A 14,799-nucleotide genomic window follows, 5' to 3' on the forward strand; every position below is an offset into this window, starting at 1 on the left:
CGGCCCGGCCCGGGTGGGGAGGGCTATCGCCCGGCGCCTGCATTGCGCAGGGACCTGCGACGCCGTCCCCTTGGGCACGGATATCGGCCATCCTTTTTTGAAGAATCTACCATGACGGCGCGGCGGCTCAGACGTTTGGCCTCGCCGTGGGTGCCGATCCCCCCGCGGCCAGCGACGTAGCGCGGCGCGGGGGGACGGATCAGACAGGTCGGATATCGCTCAGCGAGCGTGACCCTTGGCGGACTTGGCCGTCGGCGTCTGCTTGGCGGGCGTGGCGGGCGCCGGCTTGCTGGTCGACTTGGTGGCGCCCTTGTGCGGTGCGGCTTCCACCACCACGCGCTTGCGCGGCTCGGCCTTTTCAGCTTTCGACGATCTGGAAACCGATGCCTTTTCGACCTTCTCGGCTTTTTCAGATTTCGCCGCAACCGTCCTGCCGTGCGCCGCCTTGCCGCGAACCGGCGTATCGTCGCCATCGTCGCCGCGCTCGGCACGTGCCGCGGCCGGCGAGTTCGGACGGACCATCAGCACCAGGCTCTGGCCGGCCACGAGCTTGCTGCCCGACAGCTTGTTCCACGACTGGACCTGCCGCACGGACACCCCGTAGCGATGGGCCACCGACGACACCGTGTCCTTGCGCCCCGCCTTGACCACCACGCGGCGCGCGTCCGGCACGTCCGGCTCGACGGCCAGCATTGCGGTATCCACCAGCGACGCGCTGATGTCCTGGTCGTGACGATCGGTGCGCGGAATCATCACCGTCGATCCCGCCTTCAGGCGCATGCCCTTGGGAATGCGGTTGATTTCGCGCAGCGTGTCGGCATCGACGTTGAGCCGCGCGGCCAGGGACTCCACGCGCTCGCGGCTGTCCACCGAAATGGCCGTCCAGGTGGACAGGCCGCCACGATAGGTATTGAGGTTGTACTGGAATCGTTCGGCGTTATCGAACGGCAGCAGGATCTGGGGGTTGGCCGCACCCAGAATCACCGGGCGGTTGAACGACGGATTGAGCGCCTTGAACTCGTCCAGCGGCATGTTGGCCAGCTTGGCCGCCAGCGCCACATCGATATCGCGCGACGTGGTTACCGTCACGAAGTAAGGATGATCGGGGATGTCAGGCAGCTTCACCCCATACGCGGCGGGGTTGGCGATGATGTTCTTCACCGCCTGCAGCTTCGGCACGTAGTAGCGCGTCTCGTTCGGCATGGTCAGGCTGGCGTAGTCCGTGGGCAGCCCGCGCGCCTGGTTGCGCGCGATGGCCCGCGACACGGCACCCTCGCCCCAGTTGTACGCGGCCAGCGCCAGATGCCAGTCGCCGAACATGTCATAGAGCCGCGACAGGTAGTCGAGCGCCGCGTCCGTGGACGCCAGGACATCGCGCCGCTCGTCGCGGAACATGTTCTGCTTGAGGTTGTACGACTTGCCCGTGCTGGGGATGAACTGCCACATCCCGGCCGCCTTGGCCGTGGATTCCGCCTGGGGATTGAACGCGCTCTCGACGAACGGCAGCAGCGCCAGCTCGGTCGGCATGTTGCGGCGCTCGAGCTCTTCCACGATGTGGTAGAGGTAGCGGCTCGACCGGCTCACCATCCGCTCCATGTAGTCGGGGCGGGCGGCATACCACTGCGTGCGATCGTCGACCAGCGTGCCTTCCAGGTCCGGCATCGCAAAACCCTTGCGGATGCGGCCCCAGATATCGGACGACGGCCCGCGCAGCCAGTCCACGCTGGACTGGTCGACCTTGGCGACGTTGGAACTGGCAAGCGAGCCGGCGCGGCCGGTGCTGTTCAGGGTATTGAGAGGGTCCTTGGCAGGACCGGATTCCAGGGCGGTCGGCGTGCCGGCCATCTCGCCGGCAGGCGTAGTGGGTGTGCTGGCGCAGGCTGCAAGCAGCGCGGCACACGCAACTACCGCCAGAAATCGACCAAATCGCATTAAGTTCTCTGAAAGTGACGCCAAAAATTTCGCCTGATCCTATGGAAAAGGCCGGTTGGCGTCAATGAGATTTTCCCGAAGATGCAATTTGGACATCTTGCGATACCTGAAATGCAGGCCGGGGCCGCCCCGGCGGATTCGGCACCCCCTGCCCCGCCCGCAAACGTCTGGAATGTATTAGCGGAAATTGTCCTTCCATCCCCGCAGCGCACCGAACGCCGCGGCATCGTTGCTGACGTCGCCGCCCTGTGCCTGCACGGCGCGGCGCACGGCCGGCTCGCGGGAACGCAGGAACGGATTGACTGCGCGCTCATGGGCCACCGTGGTGGGTACCGTCGGGGTCTCGGCCTGACGCAGCGCGTCTACCCGCGCCGACCATGCCGACAGGTCGGCATTGCCCGGCTCCACGGCCTGCGCAAAGCGGACATTGCTGCGCGTGTATTCGTGGGCGCAGTACACCCGCGTATCGCCTGGCAAGGCGGCCAGTTTGTCCAGCGACGCCAGCATCTGCGCCGGCGACCCCTCGAACAGCCGCCCGCACCCGCTGGCGAAGAGGGTATCGCCGCAGAAGACCGCGTGGCCCGCGCCGGGCAGGTCGCCCACATAGGCCACGTGGCCGGCGGTATGGCCGGGGACATCCAGCACGCGGAAGGTCGCGGCCGGGTGTGCCAGCGTCACCGTATCGCCCTCGCGCACGGCCTGGGTGCGATGTCCGATGCGTTCGCCGGCAGGCCCGATCACCGGGATCGGCGCGCCGTCGGGGCCGGCCGGATGACCTTCCAGCAAGTCCGACACACCTCCCTGGTGATCGCCATGGTGATGGGTGATTACAATAGCGCCCAGTGCCAGTCCGCGTTGCGCCAGAAATCGCTCCACCGGCTCGGCCTCGCCTGGATCCACCACCGCGGCACTTTTACCGTCGTGGATGGCCCAGATATAGTTGTCCTGAAAGGCGGGGATCGGCTCCACTTTCAACATGTGTGCTCCTATGTCCAACCGACCGATTATAGATTGGGAAGAATGGCTGGCGTCGCCACCCGGGCAGTACATGCTCCGGTGGGAGTCGCAGCAGTATGACCGGACGGTAACGGACATCTTCGGCTATCACGCGGTGCAGCTGGGGCTGCCCCACATCGACACGCTGCGCGAGAACCGCATGCCGTTCTCGGCGCTGGCGCTCGATGGCCGTGCCGGCCCGCACGGGCCGCGCGAGACGCACCCCGATGCGCGCCAGCTGCTGTGCCGGTTCGACGAACTGCCGTTCGATACGCAGAGCATAGACCTGGTCACCCTGCCCCACATCCTGGAGTTTTCCGAGGATCCGCACGAAGTGCTGCGCGAGGTATCGCGCGTGCTGATGCCCGAGGGCCGCGTGGTGGTGACCTGTTTCAACCCGATGAGCCTGTGGGGCGCGCGCCAGGGCCTGAACCGGCTGGGCGCCACGCCCTTCCTGCCCAGCGACGCGCAGACCATCGGCTTCGTGCGAATCAAGGACTGGCTCAAGCTGCTCGGCTTCGAGATCATCCGCGGCCGCTTTGGCTGCTATTGTCCGCCGTATCGCACCGACCGCTGGCTGCAGCGCGCCGCCTTCATGGAAAAGGCGGGCGACCGCTGGTGGCCGATCTTCGGCTCGGTCTACATGATCTCGGCGGTCAAGCGGGTCAAGAACATCCGCCTGGTGGGCCCGGCGTGGAAGACCGCCAAGCCGACCCTGGCGCCTGTGGCGGCCCCGGTGGCCACCCCCACGGGTACGCACGGCAAACATCACAAGACCACGCCCGACGCCTGAGCCGGGCTCTCCTGAACCTATCCATGCAAGAAGTCACGATTTATTCCGACGGCGCCTGCAAGGGCAATCCCGGCCCTGGCGGCTGGGGTGCCGTGCTGGTATCCGGCGGCCACGAGAAAGAACTGTTCGGCGGCGAGAACCCCACCACCAACAACCGCATGGAACTGATGGCCGTGATCGAGGCGCTGCGCGCGCTCAAGCGACCCTGCGTCATCAATATCTATACCGATTCGCAATACGTCCAGAAGGGCATCAGCGAATGGATCACCGGCTGGAAAAAGCGCGGCTGGATGACGGCCGACAAGAAGCCGGTCAAGAACGCCGACCTGTGGCAGATCCTGGACGAAGCCCGCCAGCCGCACGTAATCGAATGGCACTGGGTGCGCGGCCATGCCGGCCATCCCGGCAACGAACGGGCGGACCGCCTGGCCAACCGCGGCGTGGAATCGATCGACGCCTGAACGCCTGACCCCCGCAATCCGTCGCCCGGCCGTGCCGGGCGATTACAATCCTGCCCCATGCGACAGATCGTTCTCGATACCGAAACCACCGGCCTGAACCACGCCACCGGCGATCGCCTGATCGAAATTGGCTGTGTGGAACTGGTCAACCGCCGCCTGACCGGCCGCAACCTGCACTTCTACATCAACCCGGAACGCGACGTCCCTGAAGACGCCGTGGCCATCCACGGCCTGACGGCCGACTTCCTGGCCGACAAGCCGAAGTTTGCCGAGGTCATGCACGAGATCCGGGAGTTTGTGCGCGACGCCGAGCTGATCATCCACAACGCCGCGTTCGACATGGGCTTCCTGGAGATGGAGTTCAAGCTCCACAACCTGCCCCCGTTCCGCGACCACGTGGCCAATGTGATCGACACCCTGCGCGAAGCCCGCCAGATGTTTCCCGGCAAGCGCAATTCGCTGGATGCCCTGTGCGACCGCCTGGGCGTCAGCAACGCACACCGCACGCTGCACGGCGCATTGCTCGATGCCGAACTGCTGGCCGAGGTTTACCTGGCCATGACGCGCGGCCAGAATTCGCTGGTCATCGACATGCTCGACGCCGGCGCCGCCCAGGGCGAAACCCGCGCCACGGCCGACCTGTCGGCCCTGACCCTGCCGGTGCTTCTGGCCACCGAGACCGAACTGTCGGCCCACCTGAGCGTGCTCAAGGAACTGGACAAGGCCAGCGGCGGCAAGACGGTCTGGAAGATCGAAGTCCCGACCGAAGTGCCCGCCGACGCCACCGTGCAATAGCCCTCACCACTTTTTTAAAGAAAGTTCAAAAAAGGGCTTTACAAGATACTGGCCCATCGGCATAATCTCGTTTCTCCACTGCACGACGCCAGCAACAACGGCGACGAAGCAGCAAGGGGTGGTTAGCTCAGCGGTAGAGCACTGCCTTCACACGGCAGGGGTCACAGGTTCAATCCCTGTACCACCCACCAGAATTACCCGGGAAGCCTTGCATACGCAAGGCTTTTTGGCTTTGGGCTCATGGCTTCGGGCAGGTCTCCAACGACAGTGCTCTAGGAACCTGATTCATGAGACCGAAAATCAACTTGCGGGCCGCCATGGCCCAAGTCACCGACGCGGCTGACGCTCGGATGACATTCGCCGAACTGTGCGCGGCTTTTTGCGCGATGTCGGACGACGATTCCGATGAGCGACGACTGAAAAAGTGGGTCGAAGCCTTTGGCACCTCTCCTGCCTGGGAACTCACCACTCGCCATTTTTCGCTCGCCGCCGAGGCGATGATGCAGTCCGGCCAATACAAGGCGAGCACCGTCAACCGCGACTTGTCCAGCGTTGGCAGCGTTTTCAAGTGGGCGCAGCGCCGCCACCTCTCCCCTATCGGGTTTGTCTCACCCACCGTAGGTATCCCTCGCTACGACGAAGCCATCCGCCGCGTCGAAGTCAGCAACAAGGAAATCGAACGCTTGTTGGCGGCCGCACACGGCTACAAGGATCGCCGCTTTGCTGTCTACGTGCGCCTGATGATCGAAACCGGCGCCAGACGTGGAGAAGTACGCGAGCGCCAGTGGAAGGACGTCGACCTGGAGACGCGCACGATTACCGTGATCCAGACGAAGACCGATCGCCCGCGCACACTATTTTTCTCCGAAGAGACCGCCGCTCTAATTCGCCGAGTTTGGCCCGCAAAGCGCGAACCCGACGCCCTGGTATTCCAAGGCCGTCGTTACGGCCAGCCGATCAATTTCCGCAAGGCATGGGAAGACGTAGCCGCCGCAATCGGCCGCCCCGATCTGCATCTACATGACCTTCGCCACCACCGCGCCGCCGAACTATTGCGCAAAGGAACGACCCTCGCGGTGGCCGCCCAGGTCCTGGGTCATTCCTCTCTGATCCTTCAACGTCGTTACGGTCATCTCGAAGACGCAGTATTGCGACGCGCTGCCGAAAGTTCATGGCAGGCGCCTGGCGCAGATAACACGCTACGATAGTGCTGCCCGCAACGAAAATTCAAATAAGCAGCGAAGACCCATTCGAGCGACATCACGCACTGACCCGGACCTCTCCGGGTCATTTTTTTTGTAAGGACATTCCCCTACGATTCGTTCGCTAAATGAAGGAATCGAGACCATGCGATTCATCGCGTCAACATCTCAAACATTGCACGCTTCGCTAATTTTCACTTCTGTTTAGCACCTGCTCCGAAGACGGTATCGAATACGATTTTCACCCCACAGGTGTCGCAAGGACCGTCCATTTCAACTCTCAAGTGTTTTCGCCTATCGTGACTCGTAGACCCTGCCCGAAGCTTGGTACGAAAGAAAACTACCTTATTGAGATGATGGAAAACGATACTTCCCTGAACGATCCGAACCAGTGGATTCAAGGTGAACTGGCGTGGGAAACCTTCTGCAAATGCCATCCCCATTTCGGATTTACCGGGAGCCTTCGCTCATGGGAAGCCTTTCGCCGTCGTCACGTTCAAACCCTCATCGATAAAGGCGTGATGCGGCGCGCCGGTCGCGCCTACATTGCGCACAAGCACAGTTTCAACGCGGCCGCGTTTGCGTGCGTCACGCTCCCTTCCACGCTAAACAACGACACCACCAAGGCCGCGTAAGGGGGCGCCATGTCACGCACCCCGGATTGGCTTGCGCCCCTGGCTCAAGCACGCGAGGCGGGTTTGATGCCTGTGGCCCGGTATGTCCTGCTGACGCTTGGCTGCACGTCAATCCGACGTCCGTATGCCATCGCGATCCCCGACGCCTATCAGCCAAACCCGGGCGATAACTATCGGGCCCTGTTCGGGCTGGACATAGAAATCTTTTTCGGCGTCGACGTCGGTTTCCATCGCCTGCGACTGGTTTGCGAAAGTTGCATCGATGCTCATATCGGCCGCCTGGTTCTGTTGCCAGAATTGCGACCCACCTTCGTCATCATGAAACGGGGGGCGCAGTGATGAGTCCCGGCGCGCTGACGATGGAACTTGTACCCGAGGATTCGCAGATGAAGGCGGCGCGGATCGCGCTAAACGGGACAACGCCTTTCGACAAGCCCGTTGACGACCGTGCGGACAGACCCAGGTACTTCGGCCTGACTGCGAAGGACCTTCGCGCTCTGCCGTGGCCGACCTGGATCGTTCGCGACGTCATCCCAAGTCGATCCATCGGCATGATGTTTGGCGGCCCCGGGTCGGCGAAATCCTTTCTGGCGATGGACCTTGCCGCCCACGTCACAAGGGGCGCCCCGTTCTACGGCCATAACACGCGCCAACTTCCAGTGACCTATGTCGTCCAGGAAGGACAGACCGGATTTAAGCAACGTGTCATGGCCTGGGAAACGCATCACCAGATCGACCTGCCGGATACCCTGCGATTCGTCATGGAACCCTTCTCCATCGCAAGCGCGGATTGCGTCCAGGGTTTGATCGAATTCATCAAACACGAGGACGCTGGCGACGGCATTATTATCATCGATACGTTGCATGCAGCGATGATCGGTCTTGACGAAAACGCATCCCGCGACATGGGAATTGCGATCGAGATGGCAAAACAATTGCGCGACGCAACCGGCTGCACGATCATCGTTTGCCACCACACCGGCAAGGATGGGACGCGTGGCGAACGCGGTCATTCGTCCCTGCGCGCCGCCATGGACTTCTCGATCGAAGTCAAGCGCATCGGTACGAAGACCCGGTCCTGGAACGCCAACAAGGTGAAGGACGGCGCCGACGACGATGGCGACGTACCGTTCTGCCTGACTGTCGTCGAAGTGGGACGGGACGACGAAGGGTTTGCCGTGACATCCTGCGTCGCGCTGCCACAGGTAAAAGCGGACGACGGGCCGACGGTGGAAACCACGCAGACAGGTCGCCGGATCGGTGGCAATCAAAAAATCGCCCTTAATGCACTAGCCGATCCCTTGCGCAAATCGAACGTGTCCAACGTACCCGGCGCGCCTTTGGGACGTCCCTGCCTAGAACTCGACAGAGCCATTCAGATCGTTGCCCCCCTGCTGGAGAATGTCGATCAAAGGCGGCGCAACGAACGTGCGAGCGATGCAATCCGAAAGCTGGTCGAAAGCCGCATCTACGGCCATCAAGACGGATGGATATGGAAAGCGTGATGCACCACTTTTCCCGTTTTCCTATTGATTCCCGTTTACCCGTTTTAGAGACCCTTAAACGGGAATCCCACACCCCTTCCCGCTTTCCCGTTCTTTCCCGTTCCCCTTTAGGGGGGAACGGGAAAACGGGAAACGGGAAGGAGGAACGGTGCCGATCCGAATCTGTGAATTCCCGGCGAACCAAGAACGGGAAGCGGGAGACTGCTATGCGCTGTTGTGAGGATTGCCGTTACTTTGGCGGACGGGACGACAGAGGAACTCCCATCTGCTGGACACGCGGTGCAACCGAAATGATCCGCACCGCGCAGCGCGCCAGCCTGGCTGGCGCGAACGCCCTGAACCGGTGCGAGACGTTCGTGCTGATCGCCACCGAGGTGGACAAACCCAATGACCAATGACGAACGAATCGGCCTGGCACGCGGTAAAGAACTTGCCACCGTACCGGCGCGCTATCGCGGCAGATATGCCTATCCACTCTGGCCGTATCGACCCTATCAGACCGACGGTCAGACCGACGTCGTCGAAGGCGATGACCTGTGGAGCAATCAACGTGACACGGTGCAACCATGACCACGCCGCTGCAATCCATCGGCAATCGACTGGCCCATCTGCGTCGCGACGCCCTAGCGCACTTCGGCCGTCACGGACTTCGCGACTATCCATCGCGCCAGGTGCTATTGCTGGGCAACCGCCTGCGCCGTATCAGTGACGACGCCGAGGCGCTGGGTTTGACGTTAGCTGACCTGCTCACGCTGCTGGGCACAAACCGTGCCGACTGGCTATCCATGCCGCAAGAAGTACGGGAGCGCAAGGCGAAGCTCTTTGACCTGTCGTTCGTCGGCACGGAATGGTCGGCGATGCGGCGGCGCGACGCATGGAACACGCCCGAGCGGGCACCGCTGTTGTACGTTGCCGGCGCTCTGATTCTGGAGTCCATGCACACTCCCGAAGGCGAAGTAGCCTATCGCCCTGTGTTCGACGCGATGGGCTTCCGATAATGGGCAGTGCAAGCAGTGACAAGCTACGCCGCTTTGCGAAGAAGGGCGGGGGGCAGTCTAGACCTTGATTGGCATCGCCGACCATGCGCCGCTCTGCCGAAGTGTGAAACGCCCATAGATTTCGGCACTGGCGAAACATGAAAATACTGCATAGCCTATTTGGAATCGGTCGCGACGTGCTGAGAATCGCGGCAAACCCGGAGAGGATCATGCGTAAGCGCGAAGCACGCAACGTCGAAGCCGCCGCTGCCAACACTACGGAATGGCTGCCCCCGGAATGGCTGGGAACGGCCGCTGCGACGGTCTGGCGCGAAACCCTGGCATCCGTGACGCCTGGACATTTCGCCCAGGCTGACGAACAGCTACTGGCCGACTACTGCCACCAGGCGGCCGTCCTGCGCGATCTTCGCGCGCTCCAGGCCAAAGCAAAGCGGCGCATCGCCAGCCAGCGCGCCGAAGCCCGCGCTATCGATGCCGACGTCGACCGTGCCGCCAGGCTGCTGCTGGCCCTGACACGCGCGCTGCGCCTGTCGCCGGTGTCCCGCCGCCTGGACGCTGACGCGAATACCGCGTTACCACCGTCGAACAACGGCCGCCGCCACAAGCTGGCGCCAGTGCATATGTACGCCACCGCAAATTCCGCTGACCCGTATTTGCCATGACGGCAACATCCTGGATCGATTCGATCTACGCGAAGTCCGTGCCGGCGCTAGAATTACCACGCTTTCGACGTCCGCCCAAACCGGAACGGATCGCACGAAACGACCCCGACGGACGGCGCGTCGTCTGGCGCCACGATGCACGCCGGATCATGACGCCCGAATGCGCGCGCGATCCGCTGCGGGTGGATACCTTGCTTGCCCACGGAGCGATGAAGGACTAACCTGCATATCGAAGCACGGTCAGCCGTTGCTGTACCTGCTTCCATTCCTCATCGGCGACGGTAGCTTTTCCGGTCCGATGCACTAAGCGAAACACGCTGACGCATCTATGCCGACTGACCGTTCCGTCGAACATCCTACCGTCTCCTATGAACGTGGCCGGGTTTGGCGTTGCCTGACCGGCCTACCCGATGGCGCGCCGTTGGACGTCGTCAGCACGATTACCCGGATGCCAGCACGGACGGTCCGCCGCGTTTTACGCGCCCTAATGGCTGAAGGCCAAGTCACACAATCCCGCCGTGCCGGCGCGCTGTGTTACCGCCTCTCATACCCAGGATCGACAAAGGTTTCCGCAAGCCTGCGCTGAACTCCTTTCACAACGATCGCAACCCTTTCCCGTGGAGAGGACCATGCAAACATACCCGCGACTTTCCGACACGCAGCACGCATGCCGCGCTGCCTGTGAAAACCTGCTGTCGACTTGCGACCGTCTCTATGCAGACCTACCCAACGACTGCGATGCCGATGCGGCCGACGGCATCGATCGCCAGTTGGAAAAGGGTGAAGCTACCGTCTGGCGACGCATTGAGTACGCCGGCCAGGGTGTTCGCGTTCTGGAAACGATCGCTACGCATCTGCGCAATGGCGCCGACATCCAGCACGCCGAACACGAACCGACCGTGGCTGACGCCGCCCGTCTGCTGCGCGCCGCGCGCATGGCTGGTGTCGTCGCCCAGGACAAGGTCGACCAGACCGCGATCGAGATCGAAACGGCAGCTAGGAATAGCCTAGGGCGCCTGGCCCGGATCAGCGTCGAAATCAAGGGTCTGTGTCTCGCCCTGGACATTGCGAAGGCAAATCAGCGCCTGTCCTGGTTGCGACGCGTCGCCGCGAACGATCCGAACGAGGACATGCGCGACGTCATTCGAGATTCCGAAAAGCGGGTCGCGGCGGCGAAGCTGGCCTATGCGACGCGGGAGAAGGTATGACCTCAAACCTTTCCTATGCTGGCGGCATCGCCAACCGATCCAGCGACGATCCCCGTCTGGCCGAACTTGATCGCGACAATGCTGCCCTGCGTCGGGAACTTGGCGACCTGTGGCAACACGTCGCCCGAATCTCCGACGCTCAGAGTCCGTCACCACCCGTCGACTATTCACGCGGACTGGAGGACATGGCGCGGACGGTCCAGGTGCTGACGAAACGGGTCGCTGAACTGGAAGGCCGCATCAATGCGCGCATCGATGCATCCGCCGAATCAACGCTCAAACGGGCGATGAAATCTGTCGCTGGTGTCCTGGCCGACGAGGTAGCGATGATCCGCGATCACGGAAAGCGGCTGGACGTTCTGGATGACCGGTCGCAAAGCCTGGCACGAACGATCGATGACACCGTCACGGATTCCGCCAGACGCCACCGAGAACTATCCAACATCGCTACCTGGCAAGTAGACGCAGCTGCCGCGCGGCTGGTCAGCGAAGCCCGCGCGTTTGTATCCGACTGATTTAAGGTGCCCGCGCCTGGCGAAACCAGGCCATGCGGGTTTGTCGAAAGTGTGCGAAACGGTTTCATGTTCGAAGCCGACGCACCACCAAGAGAGGAAGACCAATCCGAACATGGATTGAAGATCATGAACCAAACCCAGCAATACGAAATCCTTCGCCGCGCCATACAGTCGGCTCTGGACTCAGGCGACGACGCGACCGCCGATCAACTGATGATCGAGATCAAGGCTATGAACCCACCGAACACGCCGGCTTCGGTAGCTCCCGTCAAGACGACGACCATCGCGGCGAGCAGGGATATTCCCCCTGCGACGGACCGTGCCGCTCCGCTTTGGCAAGCCCTGACCTGCCGCGTCATTGCTGCAATCGAACGCAAGGCGATCCAGGATATCGCCGCAGCACGCTATGGCGACCTGAACCGCAAACAGTCGGATGCACTCGCCATCATGGTCAAGGACGCTCAGGGTCCTGCGATGACGAACGTCGCCGGCTGGGCGAAAGAACTGACGCGAGAAGCCTATGGCGCCTTTCTCAAGGAGCTTGCGAAGGTATCGGTTTTTGCATCGCTACCCCTCCAGGACGAGACTTTTAACGGCGCCACGTCGATCACGATCCCGTCACGGGACCCGTCGTCGTCGACGCCTAACCTCGCTGCCACATGGCGGAAGGAAAGCGATCCGATCCGCGTAGGCGCCCTGAAGCTGCACGGGGTAAAGCTGTTGCCCTATGCGCCCGCTGTCATCGGATCATTTACCCTGGAATTGCTCCAGCGATCGACACCGTCGATCGAACGCGTCATCCGTGAATCGATCCTGATCGATAGCGCAACGGCGTTCGACACGAAGTTTCTGTCCACCGATGCTTCGGTCGCTGAGGTATCGCCGGCCGGCATCTTGAACGGTCTGCCCGCTGGCAACACGTTCCCCAGTACCGGCGCGACGCCGGCCACGATCACGGCCGACCTGAAAAAGGCAATCGGCATTCTTTTGGGTCAGGGCTTGTCGTCCGCCGGCCTGGTCTGGGTCATTTCGCCATTGAATGCCGTGGCACTTCGTATGCTGATTTCTGCCACGGGCGCACTACAGTTCCCGGAGATGGCAAGCCGACGTCTGATCGACCTGCCGGTCGTCATATCGCAAAACGTCGCCGACGCCGACGTTTATCTGATTGATGGAGGCAGCGTGGCGCGCGTTCTACCCGTACCGACGTTCGACGTGTCAACCGAAGCAACGATCCACGAGGAAGACACGATCCCGCTGCCCATCGTCGACGACGCGGGTCTGACCGCTACCCCAACGCGATCGATGTTCCAGACCTATTCCGCCGCGCTACGCGCGGTCTATGAGGGCATATCCTGGGGAGCATTGCGCGCATCGCCGATCGTCCGTATTACCGACGTCGCCTGGTAGAAGACGTTTTCAGCGAGGACGACGCGCGCATCAGTCCGCGTCGTCATTTCCCACCCGAGGGGGCGACGGACCCTTCGGGTGTTTTTTATTCAGCAGGGAATTCAGGAGAGCGCTGGAACCTGCCTTCTGCTGCAACAATAGCCCTACGCCATTTTGCCCAGCCAGCCCCCCCAATTTCCCTGTCCTAGCGCATGCAACCAAATCTGCCCTATAAATCTACTTCACAGGTTTGCCGATGCTTGTATTACACGATTTGCACAGGCAACGTCCGTTCGCCAGAGACGTTGGACCGCCATGCGCCCATTGCGTTTCGTGATCAGCATGCATTTCATCAATAATCACCTCGACGCCACACGCAGCGCACTTCTTTCCACCCAAAATCCAAATCGCCAAACGCTCTTCATCAGTAAAGAGTCGTTTAGGATCTTTCAAGGCAACATCTGGATTCTCCAGCAAGAAGTATCTTGTGAGAGTTGCAACCCTGTCGCGTAGACTGTTCAGGTCATTTGTGCCCTGCTGCATTAACCTTCCAAATTCGATAAGATTTGAATCCCTTTCATCCTCAGGTAACTCTAGGTTCTCAGTTCGCTTAACGTGAAATTTAGAAAGAAATACCTTGATCCGCTCAAAAAGCTTTGAATCACCATATTCTGAAGTTATTCTCTTGATGAAGATATAGTAAAGCGGCGGATAGGCCTGCTTTGATAACAGCGGATCTTTATCTGAGAATACCTTACTTACTGCCTTTAGCTGATCCGTGACACGCTTCTTTAGACCTGCCACCGCAGCCGTACTCATATTCTTGTTTTTTGCAACCAAATCATCTAGGAAACGCTTCTTCAAATCTGCATACGGACCACCACCTGACTGAGCAGTGTGCTCAAGATGCAAGAATTTGGCTGCAATCTCATAGTGCTGATAACGCTTGTTTGCTATTTTTATTTTCTTCGCAAAGAAATCTTCTTTCGCAACTTCGCGAATTAGCTTACACATTTCCCCGCCCATCGCATTACGCTTCTCAGCTGCGTTCAACGGCTCGCCGTTATTAAGCCTGGAGAACAGTTCTTCGATGTCATCGTCGGCAGCGCCTTGTATCAGAACGATAGACAGTACGGCACCACGGAACTCTTCTTTCCAGTAATCACTCAGTTCGTTGAATGTGGACCCTGGCTCGGGATCTGCCTGGCCCGTTCTAGGATCCAGTAACGCGAAATCCGGCGCAAGACCGAAATGCCCCTGAAGAAAGGAAAAAATGGTGTGCAACCGCTGCTTCCCATCCACAACCGCAAAATCCTTCAATCCCCCATTTGTCCTCATGTCGTGGAAATAGAGTTTGGGAACATCGAATCTGTTCAGGATGGAGTCGATGAACAGTTGCTGTCGATCTTTTGACCACACCGCCGATTCGCGTTGGTACTCTGGGCTTTCTTCAATAGAGTTTCTCAGCATCCAGAGCTTCGAGATTGGAAAAGGCTGTTCTATGCAGTGCACTGTATACTCCAATTTTAATGAGCCCATTACGCCATCAAAGACATGAGAAATGCAAGTGACTTTTTCATAACTTCACCGCAATTCTATCAATGATGCGTAAGAATAACTTCAAAAAAAACAAATCTACGGGAAAAACGAATAACGGCATAATTCCATGTTATATCATCGTTGCGTGGCAGAGTTTGAACCTGCGGCC

The 14,799-nt window shown here is 60.5% G+C and carries 17 protein-coding genes and 1 tRNA gene; 15 read left to right on the forward strand and 3 right to left on the reverse strand.

Annotated features, from left to right (window positions below):
* Positions 1–219 precede the first annotated feature (219 nt).
* Both BLQ58_RS01135 and gloB read right to left on the reverse strand, forming a co-directional pair.
* Positions 220–1,932 carry a transglycosylase SLT domain-containing protein gene (locus BLQ58_RS01135; protein ID WP_092594174.1) on the reverse strand — a complete coding sequence of 571 codons (1,713 nt, stop codon included), beginning with the start codon at positions 1,930–1,932 and terminating at the stop codon, positions 220–222.
* Positions 1,933–2,109: 177 nt separating this feature from the next.
* A complete protein-coding gene (gloB, locus tag BLQ58_RS01140) occupies positions 2,110–2,910 on the reverse strand; it encodes a hydroxyacylglutathione hydrolase (RefSeq protein WP_092594175.1) in 801 nt (266 codons plus the stop codon).
* 10 nt (positions 2,911–2,920) lie between these two features.
* Here gloB and BLQ58_RS01145 point away from each other — a divergent pair, with 10 nt between their 5' ends.
* The 15 genes from BLQ58_RS01145 to BLQ58_RS01200 all read left to right on the forward strand — a co-directional run bounded on the left by BLQ58_RS01145 (position 2,921) and on the right by BLQ58_RS01200 (position 13,112).
* The gene (locus BLQ58_RS01145; RefSeq protein ID WP_092594176.1) at positions 2,921–3,721 is read left to right on the forward strand and encodes a class I SAM-dependent methyltransferase; all 801 of its coding nucleotides are present in this window, start codon (positions 2,921–2,923) and stop codon (positions 3,719–3,721) included.
* Between the two features lie 23 nt (positions 3,722–3,744).
* The gene (rnhA, locus tag BLQ58_RS01150; protein ID WP_092594177.1) at positions 3,745–4,182 is read left to right on the forward strand and encodes a ribonuclease HI; all 438 of its coding nucleotides are present in this window, start codon (positions 3,745–3,747) and stop codon (positions 4,180–4,182) included.
* A 57-nt stretch (positions 4,183–4,239) separates the two neighbouring features.
* Complete coding sequence (gene dnaQ, locus BLQ58_RS01155; protein WP_092594178.1) at positions 4,240–4,977, forward strand: DNA polymerase III subunit epsilon; 738 nt, start codon at positions 4,240–4,242, stop codon at positions 4,975–4,977.
* Positions 4,978–5,093: 116 nt separating this feature from the next.
* Positions 5,094–5,168: transfer RNA gene (locus BLQ58_RS01160), tRNA-Val, on the forward strand.
* 96 nt (positions 5,169–5,264) lie between these two features.
* Positions 5,265–6,185, forward strand: a complete 921-nt coding sequence (locus BLQ58_RS01165; RefSeq protein ID WP_092594179.1) for a tyrosine-type recombinase/integrase — start codon at positions 5,265–5,267, stop codon at positions 6,183–6,185.
* A 347-nt stretch (positions 6,186–6,532) separates the two neighbouring features.
* On the forward strand, positions 6,533–6,814 hold the full coding sequence (locus tag BLQ58_RS28635) for a hypothetical protein (protein ID WP_139186046.1): 282 nt from the start codon (positions 6,533–6,535) through the stop codon (positions 6,812–6,814).
* Positions 6,815–6,823: 9 nt separating this feature from the next.
* Positions 6,824–7,153 carry a hypothetical protein gene (locus BLQ58_RS01170; RefSeq protein WP_139186047.1) on the forward strand — a complete coding sequence of 110 codons (330 nt, stop codon included), beginning with the start codon at positions 6,824–6,826 and terminating at the stop codon, positions 7,151–7,153.
* A gap of 20 nt (positions 7,154–7,173) precedes the next feature.
* Positions 7,174–8,319, forward strand: coding sequence for an AAA family ATPase (locus BLQ58_RS01175; RefSeq protein WP_175459812.1), 1,146 nt, complete (start codon positions 7,174–7,176; stop codon positions 8,317–8,319).
* A 387-nt stretch (positions 8,320–8,706) separates the two neighbouring features.
* Positions 8,707–8,889, forward strand: a complete 183-nt coding sequence (locus tag BLQ58_RS28640) for a hypothetical protein (RefSeq protein ID WP_139186048.1) — start codon at positions 8,707–8,709, stop codon at positions 8,887–8,889.
* Positions 8,886–9,317 carry a hypothetical protein gene (locus BLQ58_RS01180; protein WP_092594182.1) on the forward strand — a complete coding sequence of 144 codons (432 nt, stop codon included), beginning with the start codon at positions 8,886–8,888 and terminating at the stop codon, positions 9,315–9,317. Before BLQ58_RS28640 ends, BLQ58_RS01180 begins: the two co-directional genes overlap by 4 nt.
* 209 nt (positions 9,318–9,526) lie before the next feature.
* Positions 9,527–9,979, forward strand: a complete 453-nt coding sequence (locus tag BLQ58_RS01185; protein WP_092594183.1) for a hypothetical protein — start codon at positions 9,527–9,529, stop codon at positions 9,977–9,979.
* A complete protein-coding gene (locus tag BLQ58_RS28645) occupies positions 9,976–10,200 on the forward strand; it encodes a hypothetical protein (protein ID WP_139186049.1) in 225 nt (74 codons plus the stop codon). The genes BLQ58_RS01185 and BLQ58_RS28645 overlap by 4 nt, the downstream gene beginning before the upstream one ends.
* A gap of 408 nt (positions 10,201–10,608) precedes the next feature.
* Positions 10,609–11,187, forward strand: a complete 579-nt coding sequence (locus BLQ58_RS01190; protein WP_092594184.1) for a hypothetical protein — start codon at positions 10,609–10,611, stop codon at positions 11,185–11,187.
* On the forward strand, positions 11,184–11,702 hold the full coding sequence (locus tag BLQ58_RS28650; RefSeq protein WP_139186050.1) for a hypothetical protein: 519 nt from the start codon (positions 11,184–11,186) through the stop codon (positions 11,700–11,702). The genes BLQ58_RS01190 and BLQ58_RS28650 overlap by 4 nt, the downstream gene beginning before the upstream one ends.
* Positions 11,703–11,768: 66 nt before the next feature.
* The gene (locus BLQ58_RS01200; protein ID WP_092594186.1) at positions 11,769–13,112 is read left to right on the forward strand and encodes a phage major capsid protein; all 1,344 of its coding nucleotides are present in this window, start codon (positions 11,769–11,771) and stop codon (positions 13,110–13,112) included.
* A gap of 216 nt (positions 13,113–13,328) precedes the next feature.
* Here BLQ58_RS01200 and BLQ58_RS01205 read toward each other — a convergent pair whose 3' ends face one another.
* The gene (locus BLQ58_RS01205) at positions 13,329–14,561 is read right to left on the reverse strand and encodes a GmrSD restriction endonuclease domain-containing protein (RefSeq protein WP_217635948.1); all 1,233 of its coding nucleotides are present in this window, start codon (positions 14,559–14,561) and stop codon (positions 13,329–13,331) included.
* Between the last annotated feature and the right edge of the window lie 238 nt (positions 14,562–14,799).

The sequence above is a fragment of the Ralstonia sp. 25mfcol4.1 genome (assembly GCF_900104095.1).
Classification (GTDB): Bacteria; Pseudomonadota; Gammaproteobacteria; order Burkholderiales; family Burkholderiaceae; genus Cupriavidus.